Here is a 21,684-nt window from a genome sequence, read left to right as displayed (position 1 = left end):
CATGTATCAATATGACCAATATGACCAGCAAATGGTCGACACGCGTGTCGAGGAATTTCGCGACCAGGTGAAACGCCGCCTCGCCGGTGACCTGACCGAGGACCAGTTCAAGCCGCTGCGGCTGATGAACGGCCTCTATCTGCAGCTCCACGCCTATATGCTGCGGGTCGCGGTTCCTTATGGTACGCTGAGCAGCAAGCAAATGCGGATGCTCGGCCATATCGCGCGCAAATATGACCGCGACTACGGCCATTTCACCACCCGACAGAATATCCAGTATAACTGGATAAAGCTGGAAGATGCGCCCGATATTCTCGCCGATCTGGCGTCGGTCGAAATGCACGCGATCCAGACCAGCGGCAATTGCATCCGCAACATTTCCTCGGATCAATTCGCTGGTGCAACTGCTGATGAAATTGCCGATCCGCGTCCCTGGGCCGAGATATTGCGACAATGGTCAAGCTTTCACCCGGAATTTTCCTATCTCCCCAGGAAATTCAAATTTGCGGTGATTGCCAGCGACACCGACCGCGCGGCGATGCGGCTGCACGATATCGGCATTCAGCTGGTCCACAATGACGCGGGTGAACTGGGCGCAAAATTCTTCGTCGGCGGCGGCATGGGCCGCACCCCGATGATCGCGCCGGAAATCCGCGATTTTGTGCCGGCTGACGAATTGATCAGCTATGCGGAGGCCTGCCTGCGCGTGTACAATCGCTACGGGCGACGGGACAACAAGTACAAGGCAAGGATCAAAATCCTCGTCCACGAACTCGGCAAGGAGGAATATACCCGCCAGGTCGAGGAAGAATTTGCCCATATGAAGACGCTGGGCCTCAATCCTCCGGTCGAGGAACTCGCCCGGATATCTTCATTTTTTGCCGATCCGCCATTCGATCAGGCCGCCAGCGACGATATTGATCTGTCCGATCCCGATTTTGCCATTTGGGTGGACCAGAACGTAAACGAGCACAAGCAGCCCGGCTATGCGATTGCGACAATCAGCCTGAAGCCGCGCGGCGGCATCCCCGGCGATGCCTCGTCGGCCCAGATCGACCTGATGGCTGATCTTGCGGAACAATATAGCTTCGATGAGCTTCGCGTGACGCACAGCCAGAATATCGTGCTGGCGCATGTCAGGAAGAGCGACCTGTACGCGATCTGGAAAACACTGGACGAAGCTGGCCTGGCACCGGCCAATCTTGACCTGATCACCGACAGTATCGCCTGCCCCGGTCTGGACTATTGCAGCCTTGCCAATGCCCGTTCGATCCCCCTCGCCCAGAAAATCAGCGAGCGCTTCGCCGATCTCGGCCGACAACGGGAACTGGGCGAGTTGAAGCTCAAGATTTCGGGCTGCATCAATGCCTGTGGCCATCATCACGCCGGCCACATCGGCATTTTGGGCGTCGACCGGAAGGGCACGGAAAATTATCAGCTGTTGCTGGGTGGTTCGGGTGCGGAAGACACCAGTCTCGCCAAGATTACCGGCCCCGGTTTCACGGAAGATGGCGTGATCGATGCGATCGAGACGGTAACCGATCTCTATATGGAAGAACGCGAGGACGGCGAGCGATTTATCGATACCTATCGCCGTGTCGGCATGGCGCGATTCAAGGAGGCTATTTATGGTTGATGCAATCCGTCTGCGCGATGATGACGTTCATGAGGAACCAGCGGTTTCGCTCGATTCCTTTCTGGACCAGTCTAATGCCACGGCTGTCCGCATCGAAGCCGGAGAAGATGCCCGGAAATTATTATCCTTTCTCGATCGCCTTTCGCTGATCGAAATTGACTTTCCGGTATTTGGTGACGGCCGCGGCTATTCCGCTGCACAAATTCTGCGCGAGGCAGGTTACACCGGAGAATTGCGCGCCAGCGGCGACGTACTGCTGGATCAGGTTTCCTATATGCGGCGCTGCGGATTTGATGCTTTCGCACCCGATGCGCCAATCAATCGCGCACAGATGGAAGAAGCGATCAGCCGGTATGAAAATGTCTATCAGGGCACTTCGGATCAGCGCACGCCAATCTGGAGAAAAAGGCATGGCTGAAGCAGCACGCAATATTGATTCGATCGATGTTCGCCCGGCTTTTACCGAGGCCGATACGGAAGCGCTGAACCAGCGCTTTGAAGGGGTCGACACGACCGCCATGCTCAAGGCTTTGTTCGATGAACGCAAATTGGGCGAAGTAGCGGTCGTTTCGTCCTTCGGTACCGAAAGCGCGGTGCTGCTACACTTGGTTGCCTCCGTTGACCCGACCATTCCGGTTACTTTTGTCGACACGCTCAAGATGTTCCCGGAAACCCTGGAATATCGAGAAACGCTCGTTCGGTCGCTTGGTATCAAGAACAGCAATGCCATCATGCCCGACGAAAAGGCTCTTACTGAAAAAGATGGCAATGGCCTTCGCTGGTCTTTCGATCCTGACGGTTGTTGCGAAATCCGCAAGGTGGAGCCGTTGAACCGCGCCAAAAATGGTCTCGACAGCTGGATTTCCGGTCGCAAGGCCTTCCAGTCCGTCACCCGCAATAATATCCCGCGGTTCGAGATTGACGATGGCCGCCTGAAAATCAACCCGCTGGGCGACTGGATCAAGGATGATCTCGAAGCCTATTTCGAAAAACATGACCTGCCGCGCCATCCATTGGAAGCGGAAGGCTATCTTTCTGTCGGCTGCGCCCCATGCACGTCAAAAGTGTTGCCCGGCGAAGACCCGCGCGCCGGACGCTGGCGTGGCTGGGACAAGACTGAATGCGGTATTCATGAGGATGTCTCTCCGGTTCCGGGCACGGAAGATCATAACGGTGCAAATGATCCTATTTTCTAGGAACCCGCCTAATATTCCTCCGGCCCGTCGCCATAAGCCAGATCGCCGAATTTGGTAAATTCACTGAGGAAGCTCAGGTTGATGCTGCCGGTCGAACCCTGACGGTTTTTGGCGACGATAACTGTAGCCTTGTTGACCTTGCTCTGATGATCGGTTTCCCATGCCGAATATTTCGCAATCTGCTCGGGCGTTGAGTTGCCGTCGGGCTGGTCTGGCCGGATTGCGAGATGGTAATATTCCTCGCGGAAAATGAACATCACGATATCGGCATCCTGCTCGATCGAACCGGATTCGCGAAGATCGGACAGTTGCGGGCGTTTGTCATCCCGGCTCTCGACCGCTCGGCTCAGCTGGGAGAGCGCCATCACCGGGACCTGCAATTCCTTGGCCAGCGTCTTCAGGCCACGACTGATTTCCGAGATTTCGTTGACCCGGTTGTCACTGGCGCGCCCCGAACCCTGTAGCAGCTGGAGATAATCGACGACGATCAGGCCAATACCCTGCCGCCGCTGCAACCGCCGTGCCCGGGTTCTGAGCGCTGCAATGGTCAGCGCCGGTGTATCATCGATAAACAGGGGCAGGTCCTGCAGCTCGCGCGAAGCCATCGCAAGCCGGTGCATTTCGTCACGACTGATCGAGCCCATGCGCAGCTTTTCCGAGCTTATCTCGGCCTGCTCGGACAAAATCCTCGTGGCGAGCTGATCCGCCGACATTTCGAGGCTGAAAAAGGCTGTTCTCGCGCCCAGACTATCTTCCGGTGCAATCCCGTCTTCCATATCACGGCGAAAACGGTTGGCGGCGTTAAAAGCAATATTGGTGGCGAGCGACGTCTTGCCCATGCCGGGACGTCCGGCAAGAATGAGCAAATCGCTCTTGTGCAAGCCGCCCATTTTCGCATTCACATCGGTCAGGCCCGTGGTGATGCCCGACACCTTGCCGCCGCTGTTAAAAGCCCGTTCAACATTGGTTAGCGCTTCGGTCGATGCTTGCAGGAACGAGCGCACACCGCCTTCCTGCGCCTCCCCTTCCGACACGCGGTAAAGCGCCGTTTCAGCTTCCTCAATCTGCTCTTTCGGATCCACCGTCTCGCTGGTATCGAGCGCGCTTTCGACGAGCGTCCGCCCGACATTAACCAGTTCGCGCAGCAGCGCCAGATCGTAAATCTGGTTGGCAAAATCGCGGGCTCCGATCAAACCGGCCCCGTCCCCCGTCAATTTGGCGAGATAGGATGGTCCGCCCAGTGCCTTCATCGCCTCGTCCGACTCAAAATAAGGTTTCAGCGTCACCGGGGTGACCACCATATTCTTGTCGAGCAGCTTGAGCGCCTGTTCGTATATCCGGCCATGCAGGGGTTCGTAAAAATGCTCCGGCCGCAGCCGGATCTGGACATCTTCCGCGACCCGGTTGTCAATCAGCAGTGCGCCCAGAAACGTCGCTTCTGCCTCAACATTGCGCGGCAGGCGCTGCTCATCACTCTCGTCATTTTCGAAACGCATCAATTTGGCCATGGCTCTTCATCGACCCGGAATCGATTCAGGGCAAGAGGCCCGGCAAAAAATTTGGTAAAGTTCCGGGGACAGTCCTGTGGAAAAATACTGACCTTCGTGGTGCGCTGCAAAAACCCTTGTCCTTAGACCGGTGCTGCGGCAACAGGGCGCAATGGCCGATCCACGCATCATTTCTGTCGAACTCGACGAATCCACCATTTTGTGGCGCAATGCGGATATCGAACAGGAGCGGCGCATCGCGATTTTCGATCTGATCGAAGAGAATTTTTTCCAGCCGCTGAAAGCGCATGACGATGGTTACGCAGGACCGTATAAGCTCCATCTTAGCGTCCAGGAAGGCAGACTGGTTATTTCCATCGGGCGCGAAAATGGTGAACCGCTCGAAACATTGATCTTGGCGCTTGGCCGGTTCCGACGACCGATCCGGGATTATTTCGCCATTTGCGACAGCTATTATCAAGCGATTCGCAAGGCTTCCGCTGCCGAGATTGAGACCATTGATATGGCCCGGCGCGGTGTCCATGATCAAGGCGCAGAATTGCTGATGGAGCGGCTCGAGGGCAAGATCAAGGTGGACTTCAAGACCGCACGTCGGCTCTTCACCCTGATCTGCGTTTTACATATTAAAAACTAGGAGAGCGGTGCTCCGTATGTCAGGGAATCAGGGTGGCCAAGCGAGATATTAGAAAAACATTGTTGAGCCTTGGCATGATCGTGGTCGTGCTGCTGATCGTCGCCTTCGTGCTGCGCAATATCGCGATCGGCTGGGCGCCTCCGCGGGATCAATATCCGGTTCAGGGTATCTCGGTCGACGAAAGCCATGGCCAGATAGTCTGGCATGTGGCGGGCGCAACCGGTGTCGATTTTGCCTATATACAAGCCACCAGCGGCGCCGAAAAGCGGGACGCAAATTTCGCGGCCAATATCAAGGGTGCGCAGGAAGCCGGGGTTCGCTATGGCGCTCTCCACAGCTATTCCCTCTGCAAATTGGCGACGGATCAGGCGACGATGTTCGTGACCACTGTGCCGCGTGGTGAGAATATGCTGCCGCCCGCCGTCCGCCTGGCCTTTGACAAGAGCTGTGGAGAGCGCCCTGGCCGAGCCCTGATCCTCAGCGAACTCAATACATTCCTCAACCAGATTGAGGCTCACAGCGGAAAACGCGCGATCATCGCGGTATCGCGCGACTTCGAGGAGCTGTACAATATCAGCAGCGGCATTGACCGCACTTTCTGGCTGGAAGCGAATTTTTTCCCACCCGATTATGCCACCAAACCCTGGGTGATGTGGCGCGCATCCGATATGCGCCGGATCAGCGGGGTTGACGGCCCGATAAACTGGAACGTAGTGCGACCATAATTACCGACAGGAACCTGATATGAGCATATTATCCGACCGCTGGATTCGTAACGAAGCGAGGCATTCGCGCATGATCGAACCTTTTGTTGAGGGTCAGAAACGCGAGGGGTGCATCAGCTATGGCCTGTCTTCCTATGGCTATGATGCCCGGGTTTCGGACGAATTCAAGGTCTTTACCAATGTCGACAATGCGATTGTCGACCCCAAGGATTTTGCCGCGAACAGTTTCGTCGATCGCAAGACCGATTGTTGTGTCATTCCGCCAAACAGCTTCGCGCTGGCCCGCACCGTGGAATATTTCCGGATTCCGCGCGACGTGCTGGTCATCTGCCTCGGCAAGTCAACTTATGCCCGGTGCGGAATCATCGTGAACGTCACACCGCTGGAGCCGGAATGGGAAGGCCATGTCACGCTGGAGTTTTCCAACACCACCCCCCTGCCCGCCAAAGTCTACGCGAATGAAGGCGCTTGCCAGTTCCTGTTCCTCAAAGGCAATGAACCTTGCGAGACCAGCTATGCGGACCGGTCGGGCAAATATATGGGGCAAAAAGGTGTGACTCTGCCAAAACTCTAGCCCATAGATATCGGCCAGTAAAACATAAGCCAACCCATGCAGGAGCCACCTATGTCCGAAGCACCAGAATTTGACGTCATCATCTATGGCGCGACCGGCTATACCGGTCGTCTGGTGGCGGAATATATGGCCCAGCAATATGGTGTATCCGACACTGCGCCCAAATGGGCAATGGCGGGACGCAGCCTCGACAAGCTGAAAGAGGTCCGTGATCTCATTGGCGCACCATCGGACACGCCGCTGGTCGTCGCTGATTCCGACGACGCCGCATCAATAGACATGATGGCAAGCCGGACGAAAGTCGTCCTGACGACGGTTGGCCCCTATCAATTATATGGCGACGCGGTGGTTGCAGCCTGCGTCAAACACGGCACTCATTATGTCGATCTTTGCGGGGAACCCGGATGGATGCGCGAGATGATCGACAAGCATCACGAAGCGGCCGAAAAATCCGGTGCGCAAATCTGCTTCTCCTGCGGATTTGACTCGATCCCGTTCGACCTCGGCGTACTGATGCTGCAAAAGGAAATGAAAAAACGTTTCGGCAAGCCGGCAACCCGCGTCAAGGGGCGGGTGCGCGCTATGGAAGGAACCTTTTCCGGCGGCACCTCGGCGAGCCTGAAGGAAACAATGAAGGCGGTCGCGAAAAATCCGGGTCTCGTAAAAATCCTGGCGAGCAGCTTTGGCCTGACCCCCGGTTTTGAAGGACCGGACCAGCCCAATATGATGATTCCCAAAAAAGACAAGGCGCTGGATAGCTGGGTGGCGCCTTTCATCATGGCAGCGATCAATACCAAGAATGTCCACCGGACAAACTATCTTCTTGATTTTCCATATGGTCAGGATTTCAAATATGATGAAATGGTTGTCACTAGCCCGGGCGAAATCGGCAAACAAGCGGCAGAGTTGATTGCCAAAGCCAACCCGCTGGGTGGGGATGATGCGCCCAAACCCGGAGAAGGCCCAACCAAAGAACAACGCGACAATGGTTATTATGACCTGTTGTTCCTCGGCGAGACTGCGGATGGTGAAACCGCCAGCCTATGCGTCAAAGGCGACAAAGATCCGGGCTATGGGTCGACATCCAAAATGATAGCAGAGGCGGCGCTGTGTATCGCTCAGGACGGTAACACGCAGGGCGGTGGAATATGGACGCCGGGCGCGCTGATGGGCAAGAAACTGGTAAAACGTCTGGAAGACAAGGCCGGCCTGAGCTTCGTCGTGGAAAACTGACCACATCTGCACAGTCCTGACGGTTTTGCGTAATTGTCGCATCCCGAAGGTAAAAATGATATTCCAACCTTGAAACTCGGTTTATCCGAACAAATTTGTAGGCATCATGCTTAATCGTCTTCTGCGCAGAAAAAAATCAACGGGACCAGTCGACCGGGCAACCGTTCCGGACGGACGGCGGGTATACGCCATTGGCGATGTCCACGGTCGCAATGATCTGTTGCAGCAACTGCTCGATAAAATCATCGAGGATGATGGTAAACGGGGCAATCTCGAAAGCGAGATTATTTTTCTCGGGGATCTGGTGGACCGGGGACCGGACAGCGCTGGCGTGCTGGATACCGCAATGCGAGCCAAGGCAGAACTGGGCAATGTCCGGTTCCTCATGGGCAATCACGAAGAAGTTTATCTGGCGGCGACCACGGGTGACGAAAAATCGGTCCGTTTCTTCAACCGGATTGGCGGTCGCGAAACAATATTGAGTTACGACATCACCATGAAGGAATATATGGATCTCGATATGCCGCAATTGGCACGGCGCATTCCCGAGCTATTTCCGCAGAAGCACATAGATTTTGTTTCGGGCTTTGAGAACCAGATTGTCGTCGGCGACTATGCCTTTGTGCATGCGGGTATTCGTCCCGGCATTCCCCTGGCCGAACAACGCGAAAAAGATCTCCGCTGGATCCGGGAGGACTTTCTCACCGCTCAGGGATCCCATGAAAAAGTCATTGTCTATGGCCATACGATCAATGATGACGTGGTCGAAACCGACGCCCGCATCGGCATCGACACCGGTGCCTATTATTCGGGCAAGCTGACCGCACTAGCACTACAGGGACCGGACCGCTGGTATCTCGATACTGCTTCATAAAAAAAGGCGGAACCCTCTGGTTCCGCCGTTTTTTTGTCCGCTATCAAACCAGCTTTGGTTGATGAATTACCAGTGTTTTAAGCGACTTGAGCGGTCGGCGCGGCTTCTTCTTCCAAGTCGCGCAGAACATAACCCCTGCCCCAGACCGTCTCGATGTAATTTTCTCCACCGCAGGCCAGCGCGAGCTTCTTGCGGAGTTTACATATAAACACGTCGATAATCTTGAGTTCCGGCTCGTCCATCCCGCCATAGAGATGGTTCAGGAACATTTCCTTCGTCAGGGTAGTCCCCTTGCGCAGCGACAGCAGTTCGAGCATCGCATATTCCTTGCCGGTCAGATGCACACGATTGCCGTCGACTTCAACCGTCTTGGCATCGAGATTAACCGCCAGCTTGCCCGTGCGAATAACGCTTTGCGAATGGCCTTTCGAGCGGCGCACCACCGCATGAATACGCGCGACCAGTTCGTCCCGGTGGAACGGCTTGGTTACATAATCGTCGGCACCAAAACCAAAGCTACGGACCTTGCTGTCCATTTCACTGATACCGGAAAGAATGAGAACAGGTGTCTGGACTTTCGCGACACGCAGCTTCTTGAGCACGTCATAGCCGTGCATATCCGGCAGGTTGAGGTCGAGCAATATGATGTCATAATCATAGAGCTTGCCTAGATCGAGGCCTTCTTCGCCCAAGTCTGTGGTATAAACGTTGAAACCTTCGGTTGTCAGCATCAGCTCAATTGCTTTTGCTGTCGTAGGTTCGTCTTCAATCAGCAGCACGCGCATCAGGCAGCCCCTTTTTCTCAATTACTCCCTACGGATCGGCAACTCTTCCAACCCGATGGATCATTTATTAACCATAAGATGAATGAACGTAAAAGGTTAATTTTACCTTAAGGTAGGATTCAGCACGAGTCGCGGGGTATAAAATGACTCTGAAACCCGCAGAAATGAGTCGTTTCAGGACTCCTGCGATGAGCCAAAAAAAAATTAACTTTTTACAGCTTTTGACTCGAATTGGCCGGAGTTTGTACAAGATCGATCGGAATTCACCGCATATCAGCACCCGTGTGACCAAATTTCCGGACCGTGAAACGCACATTGTTAACAAGCGCTGTCGCCCGAACAAACATGGCGCTAGGAACCACCCATGATTGATATTCCCGAAAGCGCAATCACCGAGACATTTCTTGCCGCCAGTGGTCCGGGAGGACAAAATGTCAACAAGGTCGCAACCGCAGTCCAGATGCGGGTGAATGTCTATGCGCTACGGCTGGCACCATATGCTTTTCGAAAATTGAAAACGCTCGCGGGACGCAAAATGACCAGCGGAGGCGAACTGCTCATTACCGTTCGTGAATATCGCACCCGGGAAGCCAATCGGGCAGAAGCCCGGCGGAGGGTGGCAGAGCTCGTCGATCAGGCACAGCAGCGTGACGCCAGGAGGATCAAGACCCGCCCGAGCAGAGCTGCCAAAGCCCGCCGGGTTGACACCAAGAAGAAGAAATCGACGGTGAAGAAGATGCGTGGAAAACCGGGCCTCGACTGAAGAGCTCCCACCGAACGATGAACAGGGGCCGGGCCACGGCCTGTTTCCTGTTGGCCCTGTTTCCTGTTGGCCCTGTTTCCTGTTGGCAAGTCGCCAATTTTCCTCATAAGATATTATGTTGCAAAAGGGGACGCCGATGAACACGCGCCATTTACTCGCAATTTGTTGCCTGCCAATTTTTACCACCGCCGCATGGGCCAAAGACGGCAATGCTGGCAACCGGTTCACAGCCGAACGGGTGTTCGATCTCGAATATGCCGATGATCCGCAAATTTCACCGGATGGCACAACGATCATCTACGCCCGCAAATCGATGGACAAGTTCGCCGATCAAGTCGTCAGCGACTTGTGGACGATAGACACGCGCAACGGCACTCACCGCCCCTTGGTCAGCGGGCAAGGTTCCAGCTCCTCGGTCCGCTGGTCACCAAATGGCGATCGCGTGATCTATCTTACCTCCAACAATGGCAAGCCTGACCTCCGCCTGCGCTATCAGGATAGTGGGGAAAGCTTTTCGCTGGCGCAGCTCGAACATGGTCCCAGCGCACCGGTCTGGTCGCCTGATGGCAAGACAATCGCCTTTTCGATGCTGGTGCCCGATGAAAACAAGACTTATGCGAAGCCACCAAAAAATCCCGAGGGAGCCGAATGGGCCAAACCGGTTCGGGTGATCGATGATCTTGTTTTCCGTTTCGACGGAGCGGGTTATCTACCAAAAGGCAAGACCCAGATTTTCACGCTGAGCGCAGAAGGCGGCACGCCGCGTCAGGTCACGCACGGCGAAAATGGATTTGATACACCGCAATGGCTTGGCAATGGCGCGCTCCTTGTCACCGGAAACGAAGCCGAGAATGCCGACCTCGATCCCATTGAGAGCGAAATCTACCGGGTCGACCTGTCCAGTCAGGCGATAACCGCGTTGACCCAACGCGATGGTCCCGATTTTGCACCAGTGGTTGCGCCCAACGGCTCCCGCATCGCCTATCGCGGATATGACGACAAACTGAAATCCTACCAGCAGACCGACGTCTATGTCATGGCGCCCGACGGCAGCAACGTCAAAAACCTGACTGCCAATTTTGACCGGTCCATTGACGGCCTGGCTTGGCGGTCCGACGGCCGGGCACTTGTCGGCCAGACCGAAGTCGACGGCATCCTGACGCTGGTTTCGATTGATCTCGACGGCAATGTCCGCACCATCGTCAATGATATCGGCGGTACATCCCTGGGCCGCCCTTATGCGGCTGGCAGTTTTTCGGTCGCCAGCAAGGCGGGTGGCAGTTCTCCGCTGATCGCTTATACAAAAGGGAGCCCGAGCCGGCCTGCTGAAATCGCCCTTTCCCGCGGTGGCAGCGAGGGTCGCCAGCTGACTCGTCTCAATGAGGATGCGCTGGGTCACCTGGAACTGGCCCGGATTGAGGAGATAAAGGTCTCCTCTACCGCTGACGGCAGGGAAATTGAGGCGTGGATAGCCCTGCCCCCGGATTTCCGGCCCGACGGTTCCTTTCCGATGATCCTGGAAATCCATGGTGGCCCCAATACGATGTACGGCCCCTATTTTGCTGCTGAGATCCAGCGCTATGCGGCGGAAGGCTATGTTACGGCCTATGCCAATCCCAGGGGTTCTACGGGTTATGGAGAAGCCTTTTCCCAGTTGATTGACCTTGATTATCCGGGCAGGGATCATGATGACCTGATGAGCGTGGTCGATGCGCTTCTTGCCAAAAATTATGTCAGCAAGGACCGGCTGTTCATCACTGGTGGATCAGGCGGGGGAGTGCTGACCGCCTGGGCCGTTGGAAAAACGGATCGCTTTGCTGCCGCGGCATCGGTCAAGCCGGTGATCAACTGGACCAGCATGGCGCTGGCGGGCGATATCGCCCGCTTTGTCAGCCGTCACTGGTTTCGTGCCCAGCCATGGGAACAGCCGGAGGAATATTGGCGCCGTTCTCCTCTCTCGATCGTCAATAACGTTACCACGCCGACGATGGTGATGGTTGGCGAGGCCGATTGGCGCACACCCGCATGGGAAGCCGAGCAATTTTATACAGCACTAAAGGTCCAGAATATTGATACCGTCCTTGTCCGGGTTCCCGGTGCATCCCATCTCATCGCTCGCCGGCCAAGCCAGCTTATCGCCAAAGTGGACAATATCATGGGTTGGTTTGCCAAATATGATCCGGTTACAAAACCGGATGAAGAAGAATAGTCCGAAAGGCTGATGTACCCATGTTTGAAATTACGGTCGACACTGATCAACCCGCCGCGGAATTCTATGCTGACCTGACATCAGCCGCCGCCGCGCTAGTGGATGGCGAGCCCGATGCGATTGCCAATATGGCCAATGTTGCCGCCCTGATCTGGCAATATATGCCCGGCCTGAACTGGGCTGGCTTCTATCGCGTTTTGGAGGACGAATTGGTACTGGGGCCATTTCAGGGCAAAACTGCCTGCATCAGGATTGCGATGGGGGCGGGTGTGTGCGGTACAGCAGCTGCGTCCGGTACCGTTCAAAGAATTGCCGATGTCCACGCATTTCCCGGCCATATCGCCTGCGATGCGGATAGCCGCAGCGAACTGGTCGTCCCTGTTTTCAAAAATGGCGCCATCATTGCTGTTCTGGATCTCGACAGCCCCCTGCCCGACCATTTTGGTCCGGCGGATGAGGCGGGCATGGTCAATCTGATAGGAGCGATTGCCAGCAACCTTGGTTAAGCCCGGGCTAATTAATATGCCCCATTTCGAGACAGGATGAGGAAACCGCTCGATATCTCTAGCCCCTGATGGCCAAGCTCCCCGAAAAATGGTAAATGTTTGTTAACCAGATTTCGGTCGGACATGCCGGGTGTATGTCCGGAACTAGGGAGTTGCTAACCATGAAGACCCTTTTGCTTGCTGGACTTGCCGGTATTCTCGTGACCAGCGCAGGATCGGCCAATGCTGCTTTCGACTCGCCTCGTCATGACACTCCGGCACCACAAGTCGATCTTACCTTCGCGTCTTCGAAAGCTCTGGGAGGCACAGCCAGTGCAGCCAGAACCGGCTCCTATATGAGTGATTACGAGACCAGCGGTTCTGGCCAGGTTGGCAGCTATGTTCGAAGGGGCCGGATGGGTTATGGCGAGAGCTATCGCAAACCCTATCGCGGCTATCGCCTGCCCCAGGCGTATATCCATTCGAGCTATTTCATTGGCAACTTCGGCTATTATGGACTGAGCCAACCCCAATATGGTTATGGCTGGTCGCGCTATTATGATGATGCGGTCCTCACTGATCGCTACGGAGTCGTCCAGGATGTCCGCTACAATGTCGATTGGGACCGTTATAATCAGGGCTATCACGATGGCTATCAGGATAGCCAGGCGACCTATGATCCCGGTGTTTTTTCCGGCGACGACAGAGTAGTTGCCACACCGCCCGCTTATCATAGTCAACCGGTGTACCAGGGCGACTGGAACGGTGCCTACCACGAGGATGGCAGTTATCAAGGCGAGTGGCAGGGCACGTACCGCGATGCCGACGGGCGAGTCTATGATGGCCGATATTCCGGCACGTTCATTGGTGACGGCGATATGTCTCCCCATTGGGAATCGCCCGGCGACGGCAGAAGTCGTTGCGGGGATGATGGTCGGCCCTGTCGAACCGAGAGCTCACGATTTAGTTATGATCAGCGCTATCCGGCTTATTCGGGTTATTCGGGTTATGACAACCAGCGTTCTGAAGAACTGGCCTATCTCGAACGGTGCAAGAAAAGCAGCGGCATTGGCGGAGCCATTGTCGGCGGTGCCATTGGTGCCTTGGCCGGCAACCGGATCGCAGGACGTGGCAATCGGCTCGGCGGGTCATTAATTGGCGGCGGTGTCGGCGCGATTGCCGGCGCTGCTATCGATCAGGGAACCGATCGATGCCGCAGGCTCATCAAAAAATATGGCTATGATCGGGAGCAGATTCGCCAATATCGGCCACATCCGCCGGTCCGTTATCAACCGCAACATCCACAGCCAGGCTACCCTGCCGGATGGCAAGGCTATTATTATCCGGCTTATTATTATCCGCTACCACAGCCGATGGTGACAACAGTCGTCGTTCAATCGGCGCCGGTTACCACCACGACAACAACGACTTATGTCGAGGAAGAAATTGTCTACTCAAAACCGACTTACAAGAAACGCTGGAAACCGGCACCAAAGAAAGTCTGGAAACCGGCACCAAAGGCTGTGCCACTCAAGGGGTGCCAGCAAGCGCGTTGCATGTACGACTGAGCTTTCAGCGAGATGACAAAAAGTCTGCCAGCCCCTTTGGTTGGCAGATTTTTATATCAGAGCTTATTGTTGATAAATTAGTTTGGGCACTGGCGCTTCAGTAGCGCAGTGGGATCAAATCTTTGCCAACCATCCGGACCAAGCCGCTCCAACGGACGAAAGCGGACTTTATATTCCATCTGAGGAGCTCCATCCACCCAGTAACCGAGGTAGACATAGGGCAACCCCGCCGTCTGGGCGCGCAGGACATGATCCATGATGATATAGTTGCCAAGACCAACGCGTTGACCATGTTCGGCATCAAAGAAGCTATAGATCATCGACAAGCCATCGCCTTGCTGGTCGGTCAAACAAGCCCCCACCAAACGCCCCTTGCTGCCATCCTGTGTGGGCTCGCGATATTCGACCATCAGACTTTTGACGGGCGATTGTTCGACCATGTCGGAAAAGTCCATCTCGTCCATTTCTGCCATGCCGCCGCCCGGATGGCGTTTTGCGAGGTAATTTTGCAATAGTTGATATTGTTCGTCGGTTGCCCACGGTTCACAAGCTTCAACGACCAGATCCTGGTTGCGCCGGATCAGCTTCCGCTGCGTACCACTCGGACGAAATTCCTCAGCCAGCACGCGCACCGACACACAGGCTTTGCAATCCAGACAGCTCGGACGGTAAGCAACATTCTGGCTACGGCGAAATCCTATTCGGCCAAGGGCATCATTCAGCTCGTCGGTATGGGGGCCACTGAGTTCGGTAAATACCTTGCGTTCGCTTTTGCCGGGCAAATATGGGCATGGACTGGGATTGGTCACGAAGAATCGCGGAAAGCGAACGGGTGCAGTCACAAAGCCAGCCTTTTGTTACGTTTTCAAGAATCAACCAAAGCAATATGCAATGCAACGAACAAAATGAAAAGGCGGTTTACCACATAAATTTACGATATATTCCGGCATACGAGAGCCAAAAAAAACGGGGCGAAAAACGCCCCGTTTCCAAAATTATTTTGCCAAGGCCTCAGGGGCTTGTTGGATCGTCATCATCTGCGATGAGTACGATACCACCGATCACCACCGCAGCTGCGAGAACGGCAATCAGAATACCATTTTGACCTTCAAGCTTTTCTGAAGAGGTTGATTTCGCACCAATGCGCTCAACAGCTGGCGCCATGCTGTTGGATGTTTGAGCTGCTGCGGGGGCAGCAACCAAAGACACAGCTGCAATACCAGCAGCCAATTTTCCGAACTTCATAATCATGCTCCAATCACGTCTTTTTACAAGGTGTGAGAACCCCGAACAAGGCTCTCATGCGCCCCACTGCAATATGAAGGATATTATTATTTTTATCCCTTCAACTGCTATCTATCGCAATTTGTGATTTTTCGCAACCGGCAAACGGACAAAAGCAATTTAAACTGCCCCGTTTCCAAGCCACTTAAACATGATTTTACTATTAACGGACGAACACTGGTTTGCCAGCCACCCACGTCTCCAATACGCGCAGATTTCTGATTTGCGCAGGCGTCGCAAGCAGAATATCCTGATCAATGAGCAAAAAATCTGCCCTTTTCCCCGGCTCCAGACTTCCAAGGCGATCATCCGCAAATGCCGCATAGGCAGCACCAACGGTATATGCTTGCCAGGCCTGTTGCCGGCCCAGTCGCTCTTCAGGTCGCCAACCGCCGAAAGGCTCGCCCGATGCATCTTCACGTGTGATGGCGGTGGCAAGACCGGCGAACGGGTCCGACGATTCCACAGGAACATCGGTACCAAATGCCAGCTTTGCCCCCGAATCAAGCAGCGATTTCCAGGCATAAGCGCCGTGCAAACGATCCGGCCCCAGACGCGCTTCCGCCATCAGCCGGTCCGAAGCCTGATGCACCGGCTGCATTGAAGCAATCGTTCCGGACGCCGCGAACCGGCTGATATCGGCAGGATCAAGAATCTGCGCGTGCTCTACCCGCCATCGACGGTCGCCTTTATAAGTATATTGCAATTCTTCGATGGCTGACAGAATTTCGTCATTTGCCCGGTCTCCAATCGCATGGACGGCGGTCTGGAAACCGTCCATTGCCGCGCGGCTCATCTTGTTCTTGAGCTGCGCCGAACTCAGCATCGCCAGTCCGCTTTCCCCGGGCTTGTCCGCATAGGGTTGCTTCAACAGCGCTCCGCGGGATCCAAGAGCGCCATCGATATATAGTTTCACCCCCGCCAAACGGAGATGGTCATTATATAACCACGGCGACGGGCCGGGGCCGGCGATGGCGATCATATCATCAATTCCTCCGGCATAGGAAATGATCCGGATTTTGAGCTGCCCCACATCGCCGGCCCGGCGAAAACTCTGCCAATCCTGCATCGTGGTTCCCATATCCGCAATCGACGTCACGCCATTGGCCAACAATATTTCCTGGGCCTTGCGAAACGCCAGATCATTCTCCACCGGTCTCGGCGCGGGAATGGCATTGTTGAACAGACCTGCCGCTGCGTCGACAAATATCCCGGTCGGCTTGCCGCCCACCTTTTCTATTGCACCGCCGCCGGGCGATCTGGTCGCAGCCGTAATCCCGGCTGCCTTCATCGCCGCACCATTGACCCAGACGGCATGCCCGTCGACCCGGGAGAGATGAACAGGACGATCCGGAACAACCGCGTCAAGCTCCGCCGCCGTTGGAAAACGCCCCAGGCCCCAGGCTTCCTGGTTCCAGCCATTGCCGATGATCCACTGCCGGTTCGGGTTGTCCGCTGCATATTGCGCAATCTTGGCAAGAGCGTCTGACAAGGACCGCGTGCCGGACAGATCCAGTGTCAGGGCAGAAAAACCAAGGCCCATGACATGACCATGAGCGTCAAAAAATCCCGGAATGAGTGTCTTGCCCTTGCCATCAAACTGGAAATCCAGATCTTTGGGGCGTTTGTCTCGCCGGTCCAGCAATTGTTTAACTTTGCCGTCATCATCAACAACCATCGCGGCAAAGCGAATGACCCTGCCCTCGCTGTCGAGGGTCATGCCGTTAACATTGTCGATAAGACTGTCGGCATGGGCCACATCGGGAGATAGAAAAACCGCACCCGCAATCGCGCATAATGTCATGCCGTAGTTTTTCAGCCGACCGCTCATATCATTTGCCTTTGATTATTTTCTTTTTGGCAGTCGGGAAACCAGGGAACTGGTGTCATCCCGTCCGCCACCTGCAGCCTGCACTTCTGCATAAAATTGATCAACCAGAGCGGCAACCGGAATGGTCGCACCATTGGTTCGGGCCTCCTCAATCGCCAGCCCCAGATCCTTGCGCATCCAGTCGACCGCAAAGCCAAAATCAAATTTATCCTGCGCCATCGTCGCCCAGCGATTGTCCATCTGCCAGCTTTGCGCCGCCCCGCCGGAAATTGCTTCGTGGACTTTATCCAGATCAAGCTGGCTGGCTTGCGCGAAGCGCAGCGCCTCGGACAATCCTTCCAGAACCCCGGCTATCGCAATTTGATTGCACATTTTGGTGGTCTGTCCCGCGCCGGTGCGCCCGACATGAACAATCCGTCCGGCATAGGCCGCCATGATCAGCTCGGCCGCGGCAAAGGCTTCCTTGCTGCCGCCGCACATGATCGACAAGCGGCCATTTTCTGCTCCGGCCTGACCGCCAGACACCGGCGCATCAACGACCTGGATATTGCGCCCCTCGGCTTCAACCGACAACTGTCGGGCGATCCGCGCGGACACTGTCGTATGGTCGATAAACAAAGAGCCCGGAGACATGGTCGAGAAAGCCCCGTCGCGTCCCATCGTGACAGACGCGAGATCATCGTCATTGCCGACACAGCTAATCACGATCTGATTGCCCTTCGCTGCCGCCGCGGGATTTTCGGCCACCGCTCCACCATGTTCCGCTACCCAGGCATCGGCCTTCGCTCTGGTCCGGTTATACACGGTCAACTCGTGCCCCGCTTTGGCCAGATGCCCCGCTATGGGTCCACCCATCACGCCAATCCCGATAAATGCAATTTTCGCCATAAATTCCTCTAACCTCTTGAGCGGCCATAATCATTGTTTCCCTCTATGGCCAGATGCGTTAGGGGCTCTGGCAATATGAAAGACATCCAGACCCCGCCCCACCCCTCCTTCGACTTTGACGATGTGAAAGCGGCACACGAACGGATCAAGGGCCGTGTCGTCCATACGCCGACTCTGAAGAGCATTACCCTGTCAGAGCTAAGTGGCGCAGAAGTCTATCTCAAATTCGAGAATTTGCAGTTCACTGCTGCCTATAAGGAACGCGGTGCGCTCAACGCGCTGCTGCTTATGGACGAGAGCAAGCGCAAGGCGGGTGTGATCGCGGCATCAGCAGGGAACCACGCGCAGGGCCTTGCCTATAACGCCAAGAATCTGGGCATCCCGGCCACCATCGTCATGCCAAGCACCACGCCGATGGTGAAGGTCGAACAGACCCGTGGCCATGGCGCAGAAATCGTTATTTTCGGCGGCAATTATGACGAGGCTTACGCGCATGCCCTGTCGCTCGCCGAACAGCGGGGGCTGACCTATATCCATGCTTTTGATGATCCGCATGTTGCAGCCGGTCAAGGCACGGTGGCGATCGAGATGCTCGAAGCCGTTCCCGATCTGGACCGGTTGATCATACCGATCGGCGGCGGCGGATTATTCTCCGGCATGGCGACGGCTGCCAGTGTCATCAAACCAGGAATCAAGATGACCGGCGTGCAGGCCGCACTCTATCCCAGCATGTACGGAAAGCTCACCGGCCAAACTGTCGAGGCCGGTGGCGATACGCTCGCCGAAGGCATTGCGGTGCGCAATCCTTCCGAATTTACCGCGGCGATCATCCAGAAACATGTCGATGAGATTCTGCTGGTCAGCGAAGCCCAGCTGGAAGGCGCGGTCAGCCTGCTGTTGCAGATTGAGAAAACCGTCGTCGAAGGCGCGGGTGCAGCCGGTCTTGCAGCATTGCTCGGGAACAAGGAAAAATTCGCAGGCGAAAAAGTCGGCCTGGTGCTGTGTGGCGGCAATATCGACACCCGCCTGCTCGCCAATGTCCTGCTACGCGACCTCGCCCGCTCGGGCCGCCTCGCGCGTCTGCGCCTGCATCTGCGCGATCAGCCGGGTGCGCTGTACAATGTCGTGAAGCAATTTGCCGAGCATGACGTCAATATCATCGAGGTCTATCACCAGCGGGTGTTCACCAACCTACCCGCGAAGGGCCTGATCACCGATATCGAATGCGAGGCGAAGGACAAGGAACAGCTGGAAGGCCTGATCGCCGATCTCAACAAGGCGGGCTATGATGTTCGGCAGGTTGAATTGGCCGATTGAACAACTGATGCGGGTGAAAAATTGTTCGAACGTTTGAAAGTCGCGTCCCAGTACATACTTCCAAAACGGGGCCTTACCGCCCTTGCCGGCCGCATTGCCGAAGCGGAACAGGGCGCGCTGACGACCCGGCTGATACGCTGGTTTGTCGGCAAATATGCGGTCGATATGAGCGAGGCCCGCAATCCGGACATCGCCAGCTATAACAGCTTCAACGCCTTCTTCACCCGTCCGCTCAAGGCCGGTGCGCGACCGATCACGAAAGCGGATTTTGCCTGCCCGGTGGATGGTGCGATCAGTCAGCTTGGTGCCATTGATGACCACCATATCCTGCAGGCAAAGGGCCATTTGTTTACGACAACCGCGTTGCTGGGCGGCGATACAGCGCTGGCAGCAGAATTTCGGAACGGCAGCTTTGCCAATGTCTATCTGTCGCCCAAGGATTATCATCGCATCCATATGCCTTGTGACGGCAGGCTTGAAAGCATGACCTACGTGCCAGGCGCGCTGTTTTCGGTTAATCCCGCTACGGCGCGCGGCGTGCCTAATCTTTTCGCGCGCAACGAGCGGGTGATATGTGTGTTTGAATCACCTGAACATGGCACGTTCGCGATGGTTCTGGTCGGTGCGACCATCGTCGGCAGCATGGCAACGGTCTGGCACGGCGTCGTCAAGCCAAAGCCCGCCAACAAGATTAGGCAGTGGACCTATGCGGACCAGAATATTGCGCTCAAAAAGGGCGAGGAGATGGGCCGATTCCTGCTCGGCTCTACGGTCGTCATGCTGTTCCGGCCGGACACCATCGCTTTCTCAGCCGACTGGGCACCGGAGAGATCGGTGCGTCTCGGCGAGACAATGGGCAATCGTCCCGGTTTTTGAAGTTTATCGATTGGTCGACGTTGCGCTCAGCCGAGCGCTCGTGCGAACGGTTAGTTCAGAGTTGTCTCGGGAATGTCAGCATTTAGTCTGCAATATCGGCAAAGCAGACCTCGGGCTCACTTTTCAGGAACTTCCGCTTCCGCCCCAATTGCGGTCGGTGATTAAGCTAGCATTTACTCGGGTCGGCTTCGCATTGTGCGAGCCGTTCCAATGCCTTGCGATAGTCCAATTCTGCATTGAGGGCTTTGGTTTTTTCTTCCAAAGACTGGCCGTCGACAAGATCAAAAACCTGCTTGCCGGAACCCAACGTATCTTTCAGACCACTTTCATCCGTATATTTGACTGATTTCAAAGCGCCAGAATCATACAATTCCAGAGCAAATGTCCGTGCGCCAAATGTCGCTGCGTTGGGCACTAATAATTCATAGTAGGTACCAAACTGACCAAACTGACCATTTCCGGTCCACAAGACATCGTCTTTGGTGTCAGCAGTTCCCGCGTTGGTTACATTGATCGTACGAGTCAGCTCCATTATTGCTGGACTAGGTTGATACAAAGGTAATGAGGAATAACCTTTAGTTTCATCGGGGGATGTGGCCAATGCTGGCGCGCTTGCGGATGGGGTAACAGAAAAATCAAACTTACCCATAAAATTGTTCAATTCAATCTCTTGGGAAAGATGGCTCTGCGTTGCCAGATCGGCGATCATAGGCGTACCCAACTGAGCAGAATTTGGATAGAAATGGGCAGTGTATTTAAGCGTTAGCAGTTTTGTTTTTTGGTCAGCATTTGCATCAACATAAGTGCAGATTTTTGTCGCATCATAAGTCGGAACAATCGCCCCAGATGTCAATAGGGGTGCCCCTCCTATTGTAGCCGCAAGTGACACGGCAGCTTCAATAATTTTACTTCCTTGACCAGTTGTTTTAGTATTTATGCCCTTCAATCGACCGTCTGCAAAATACTGGACGTGAACATCACTATTGCTGAATTGGCTGCTTAATTTTGATGTATCAAACTCACCTGTTTTAGCCGCCGGGTTTGCTTCAGCTTTTGAATCAGGTTTGAATCCAAATACAACAATAGGTTCTTTGCTGCCGTCATTCTTAGTTTTACAGGCAACACGAGCATCCAATTGCATGCTCGCTGAAGATCGAGCATGATTGTAGTGAAATGTCATTGGTGGATTTCCTGCACAGCCTGCCACCAAAGACGTACAACCAATAACCACTATGCTTCGTATCGCTCTCTCTCCTTGTTTCAACTTATTCTTCATGACCTAGACCTCCCATTGTTTA

General features: G+C 55.0%; 21 protein-coding genes. 14 read left to right on the top strand and 7 right to left on the bottom strand.

Annotated features, from left to right (window positions below):
- The first annotated feature begins 1 nt into the window (after position 1).
- The 3 genes from ACN0WX_RS10250 to ACN0WX_RS10240 are packed head-to-tail and all read left to right on the top strand — an operon-like array spanning position 2 to position 2,832.
- Complete coding sequence (locus ACN0WX_RS10250) at positions 2 to 1,636, top strand: nitrite/sulfite reductase (protein WP_417622216.1); 1,635 nt, start codon at positions 2 to 4, stop codon at positions 1,634 to 1,636.
- Positions 1,629 to 2,054, top strand: a complete 426-nt coding sequence (locus tag ACN0WX_RS10245; protein ID WP_417622215.1) for a DUF934 domain-containing protein — start codon at positions 1,629 to 1,631, stop codon at positions 2,052 to 2,054. The genes ACN0WX_RS10250 and ACN0WX_RS10245 overlap by 8 nt, the downstream gene beginning before the upstream one ends.
- Positions 2,047 to 2,832, top strand: a complete 786-nt coding sequence (locus ACN0WX_RS10240; RefSeq protein WP_417622214.1) for a phosphoadenylyl-sulfate reductase — start codon at positions 2,047 to 2,049, stop codon at positions 2,830 to 2,832. Before ACN0WX_RS10245 ends, ACN0WX_RS10240 begins: the two co-directional genes overlap by 8 nt.
- 8 nt (positions 2,833 to 2,840) lie before the next feature.
- Here the strand turns inward: ACN0WX_RS10240 and ACN0WX_RS10235 are convergent, their stop codons facing one another.
- Positions 2,841 to 4,340: a replicative DNA helicase gene (locus tag ACN0WX_RS10235; protein ID WP_417622213.1), complete on the bottom strand. Its 1,500-nt coding sequence runs from the start codon at positions 4,338 to 4,340 to the stop codon at positions 2,841 to 2,843.
- Positions 4,341 to 4,491: 151 nt separating this feature from the next.
- On the opposite strand from ACN0WX_RS10235, the gene ACN0WX_RS10230 reads away from it, so the two are divergent.
- The 5 genes from ACN0WX_RS10230 (at position 4,492) to ACN0WX_RS10210 (ending at position 8,380) form a co-directional block, all read left to right on the top strand.
- Positions 4,492 to 4,974 carry a UPF0262 family protein gene (locus ACN0WX_RS10230; protein ID WP_417622212.1) on the top strand — a complete coding sequence of 161 codons (483 nt, stop codon included), beginning with the start codon at positions 4,492 to 4,494 and terminating at the stop codon, positions 4,972 to 4,974.
- A 32-nt stretch (positions 4,975 to 5,006) separates the two neighbouring features.
- Positions 5,007 to 5,699 (top strand): glycoside hydrolase family 25 protein, encoded by a 693-nt coding sequence (locus ACN0WX_RS10225; protein ID WP_417622211.1) that lies wholly within the window; start codon positions 5,007 to 5,009, stop codon positions 5,697 to 5,699.
- Positions 5,700 to 5,718: 19 nt separating this feature from the next.
- Positions 5,719 to 6,273: a dCTP deaminase gene (gene dcd / locus ACN0WX_RS10220; RefSeq protein WP_417622210.1), complete on the top strand. Its 555-nt coding sequence runs from the start codon at positions 5,719 to 5,721 to the stop codon at positions 6,271 to 6,273.
- Between the two features lie 51 nt (positions 6,274 to 6,324).
- Positions 6,325 to 7,506: a saccharopine dehydrogenase family protein gene (locus tag ACN0WX_RS10215; protein ID WP_417622209.1), complete on the top strand. Its 1,182-nt coding sequence runs from the start codon at positions 6,325 to 6,327 to the stop codon at positions 7,504 to 7,506.
- Between the two features lie 106 nt (positions 7,507 to 7,612).
- Positions 7,613 to 8,380 (top strand): metallophosphoesterase family protein, encoded by a 768-nt coding sequence (locus ACN0WX_RS10210; RefSeq protein ID WP_417622208.1) that lies wholly within the window; start codon positions 7,613 to 7,615, stop codon positions 8,378 to 8,380.
- A gap of 77 nt (positions 8,381 to 8,457) precedes the next feature.
- On the opposite strand, the gene ctrA is transcribed toward ACN0WX_RS10210, so the two are convergent.
- Positions 8,458 to 9,165, bottom strand: a complete 708-nt coding sequence (ctrA, locus tag ACN0WX_RS10205) for a response regulator transcription factor CtrA (RefSeq protein WP_417622207.1) — start codon at positions 9,163 to 9,165, stop codon at positions 8,458 to 8,460.
- A gap of 364 nt (positions 9,166 to 9,529) precedes the next feature.
- On the opposite strand from ctrA, the gene arfB reads away from it, so the two are divergent.
- The 4 genes from arfB (at position 9,530) to ACN0WX_RS10185 (ending at position 14,190) form a co-directional block, all read left to right on the top strand.
- Complete coding sequence (gene arfB, locus ACN0WX_RS10200; protein WP_417622206.1) at positions 9,530 to 9,928, top strand: alternative ribosome rescue aminoacyl-tRNA hydrolase ArfB; 399 nt, start codon at positions 9,530 to 9,532, stop codon at positions 9,926 to 9,928.
- Positions 9,929 to 10,064: 136 nt separating this feature from the next.
- Positions 10,065 to 12,137, top strand: coding sequence for a S9 family peptidase (locus tag ACN0WX_RS10195; protein ID WP_417622205.1), 2,073 nt, complete (start codon positions 10,065 to 10,067; stop codon positions 12,135 to 12,137).
- A 20-nt stretch (positions 12,138 to 12,157) separates the two neighbouring features.
- Positions 12,158 to 12,643 (top strand): GAF domain-containing protein, encoded by a 486-nt coding sequence (locus ACN0WX_RS10190; RefSeq protein WP_417622204.1) that lies wholly within the window; start codon positions 12,158 to 12,160, stop codon positions 12,641 to 12,643.
- 161 nt (positions 12,644 to 12,804) lie between these two features.
- Positions 12,805 to 14,190 carry an RcnB family protein gene (locus ACN0WX_RS10185; protein WP_417622203.1) on the top strand — a complete coding sequence of 462 codons (1,386 nt, stop codon included), beginning with the start codon at positions 12,805 to 12,807 and terminating at the stop codon, positions 14,188 to 14,190.
- Between the two features lie 77 nt (positions 14,191 to 14,267).
- Here ACN0WX_RS10185 and ACN0WX_RS10180 read toward each other — a convergent pair whose 3' ends face one another.
- The 4 genes from ACN0WX_RS10180 to ACN0WX_RS10165 all read right to left on the bottom strand — a co-directional run bounded on the left by ACN0WX_RS10180 (position 14,268) and on the right by ACN0WX_RS10165 (position 18,193).
- Positions 14,268 to 15,032 (bottom strand): arginyltransferase, encoded by a 765-nt coding sequence (locus ACN0WX_RS10180; RefSeq protein WP_417622202.1) that lies wholly within the window; start codon positions 15,030 to 15,032, stop codon positions 14,268 to 14,270.
- 169 nt (positions 15,033 to 15,201) lie between these two features.
- Positions 15,202 to 15,435 carry a hypothetical protein gene (locus ACN0WX_RS10175; protein ID WP_417622201.1) on the bottom strand — a complete coding sequence of 78 codons (234 nt, stop codon included), beginning with the start codon at positions 15,433 to 15,435 and terminating at the stop codon, positions 15,202 to 15,204.
- 202 nt (positions 15,436 to 15,637) lie between these two features.
- Entirely contained in the window at positions 15,638 to 17,305 is a 1,668-nt protein-coding gene (locus ACN0WX_RS10170; RefSeq protein ID WP_417622200.1) for an amidohydrolase, read from the bottom strand.
- 15 nt (positions 17,306 to 17,320) lie between these two features.
- Entirely contained in the window at positions 17,321 to 18,193 is an 873-nt protein-coding gene (locus tag ACN0WX_RS10165; protein ID WP_417622199.1) for an NAD(P)-dependent oxidoreductase, read from the bottom strand.
- Positions 18,194 to 18,268: 75 nt separating this feature from the next.
- On the opposite strand from ACN0WX_RS10165, the gene ACN0WX_RS10160 reads away from it, so the two are divergent.
- Both ACN0WX_RS10160 and asd read left to right on the top strand, forming a co-directional pair.
- Positions 18,269 to 19,510 carry a threonine ammonia-lyase gene (locus tag ACN0WX_RS10160; protein WP_417622198.1) on the top strand — a complete coding sequence of 414 codons (1,242 nt, stop codon included), beginning with the start codon at positions 18,269 to 18,271 and terminating at the stop codon, positions 19,508 to 19,510.
- A gap of 21 nt (positions 19,511 to 19,531) precedes the next feature.
- Positions 19,532 to 20,386 (top strand): archaetidylserine decarboxylase, encoded by an 855-nt coding sequence (asd, locus tag ACN0WX_RS10155; RefSeq protein ID WP_417622197.1) that lies wholly within the window; start codon positions 19,532 to 19,534, stop codon positions 20,384 to 20,386.
- Between the two features lie 166 nt (positions 20,387 to 20,552).
- Here asd and ACN0WX_RS10150 read toward each other — a convergent pair whose 3' ends face one another.
- A complete protein-coding gene (locus ACN0WX_RS10150) occupies positions 20,553 to 21,662 on the bottom strand; it encodes a hypothetical protein (protein WP_417622196.1) in 1,110 nt (369 codons plus the stop codon).
- Positions 21,663 to 21,684 lie beyond the last annotated feature (22 nt).

Source organism: Parasphingorhabdus sp., from assembly GCF_048269915.1.
GTDB lineage: Bacteria > Pseudomonadota > Alphaproteobacteria > Sphingomonadales > Sphingomonadaceae > Parasphingorhabdus.
The sequence above is the reverse complement of the archived record's forward strand: the minus strand, read 5'-3'. Positions and strand labels throughout refer to the sequence as shown.

Coding starts and splice junctions, on each gene's coding strand:
- ACN0WX_RS10250 (WP_417622216.1), top strand. CDS start 2: ATGTATCAATATGACCAATATGACCAGCAAATGGTCGACACGCGTGTC.
- ACN0WX_RS10245 (WP_417622215.1), top strand. CDS start 1,629: ATGGTTGATGCAATCCGTCTGCGCGATGATGACGTTCATGAGGAACCA.
- ACN0WX_RS10240 (WP_417622214.1), top strand. CDS start 2,047: ATGGCTGAAGCAGCACGCAATATTGATTCGATCGATGTTCGCCCGGCT.
- ACN0WX_RS10235 (WP_417622213.1), bottom strand. CDS start 4,340: ATGGCCAAATTGATGCGTTTCGAAAATGACGAGAGTGATGAGCAGCGC.
- ACN0WX_RS10230 (WP_417622212.1), top strand. CDS start 4,492: ATGGCCGATCCACGCATCATTTCTGTCGAACTCGACGAATCCACCATT.
- dcd (WP_417622210.1), top strand. CDS start 5,719: ATGAGCATATTATCCGACCGCTGGATTCGTAACGAAGCGAGGCATTCG.
- ACN0WX_RS10215 (WP_417622209.1), top strand. CDS start 6,325: ATGTCCGAAGCACCAGAATTTGACGTCATCATCTATGGCGCGACCGGC.
- ACN0WX_RS10210 (WP_417622208.1), top strand. CDS start 7,613: ATGCTTAATCGTCTTCTGCGCAGAAAAAAATCAACGGGACCAGTCGAC.
- ctrA (WP_417622207.1), bottom strand. CDS start 9,165: ATGCGCGTGCTGCTGATTGAAGACGAACCTACGACAGCAAAAGCAATT.
- arfB (WP_417622206.1), top strand. CDS start 9,530: ATGATTGATATTCCCGAAAGCGCAATCACCGAGACATTTCTTGCCGCC.
- ACN0WX_RS10195 (WP_417622205.1), top strand. CDS start 10,065: ATGAACACGCGCCATTTACTCGCAATTTGTTGCCTGCCAATTTTTACC.
- ACN0WX_RS10190 (WP_417622204.1), top strand. CDS start 12,158: ATGTTTGAAATTACGGTCGACACTGATCAACCCGCCGCGGAATTCTAT.
- ACN0WX_RS10185 (WP_417622203.1), top strand. CDS start 12,805: ATGAAGACCCTTTTGCTTGCTGGACTTGCCGGTATTCTCGTGACCAGC.
- ACN0WX_RS10175 (WP_417622201.1), bottom strand. CDS start 15,435: ATGAAGTTCGGAAAATTGGCTGCTGGTATTGCAGCTGTGTCTTTGGTT.
- ACN0WX_RS10170 (WP_417622200.1), bottom strand. CDS start 17,305: ATGAGCGGTCGGCTGAAAAACTACGGCATGACATTATGCGCGATTGCG.
- ACN0WX_RS10165 (WP_417622199.1), bottom strand. CDS start 18,193: ATGGCGAAAATTGCATTTATCGGGATTGGCGTGATGGGTGGACCCATA.
- ACN0WX_RS10160 (WP_417622198.1), top strand. CDS start 18,269: ATGAAAGACATCCAGACCCCGCCCCACCCCTCCTTCGACTTTGACGAT.
- ACN0WX_RS10150 (WP_417622196.1), bottom strand. CDS start 21,662: ATGAAGAATAAGTTGAAACAAGGAGAGAGAGCGATACGAAGCATAGTG.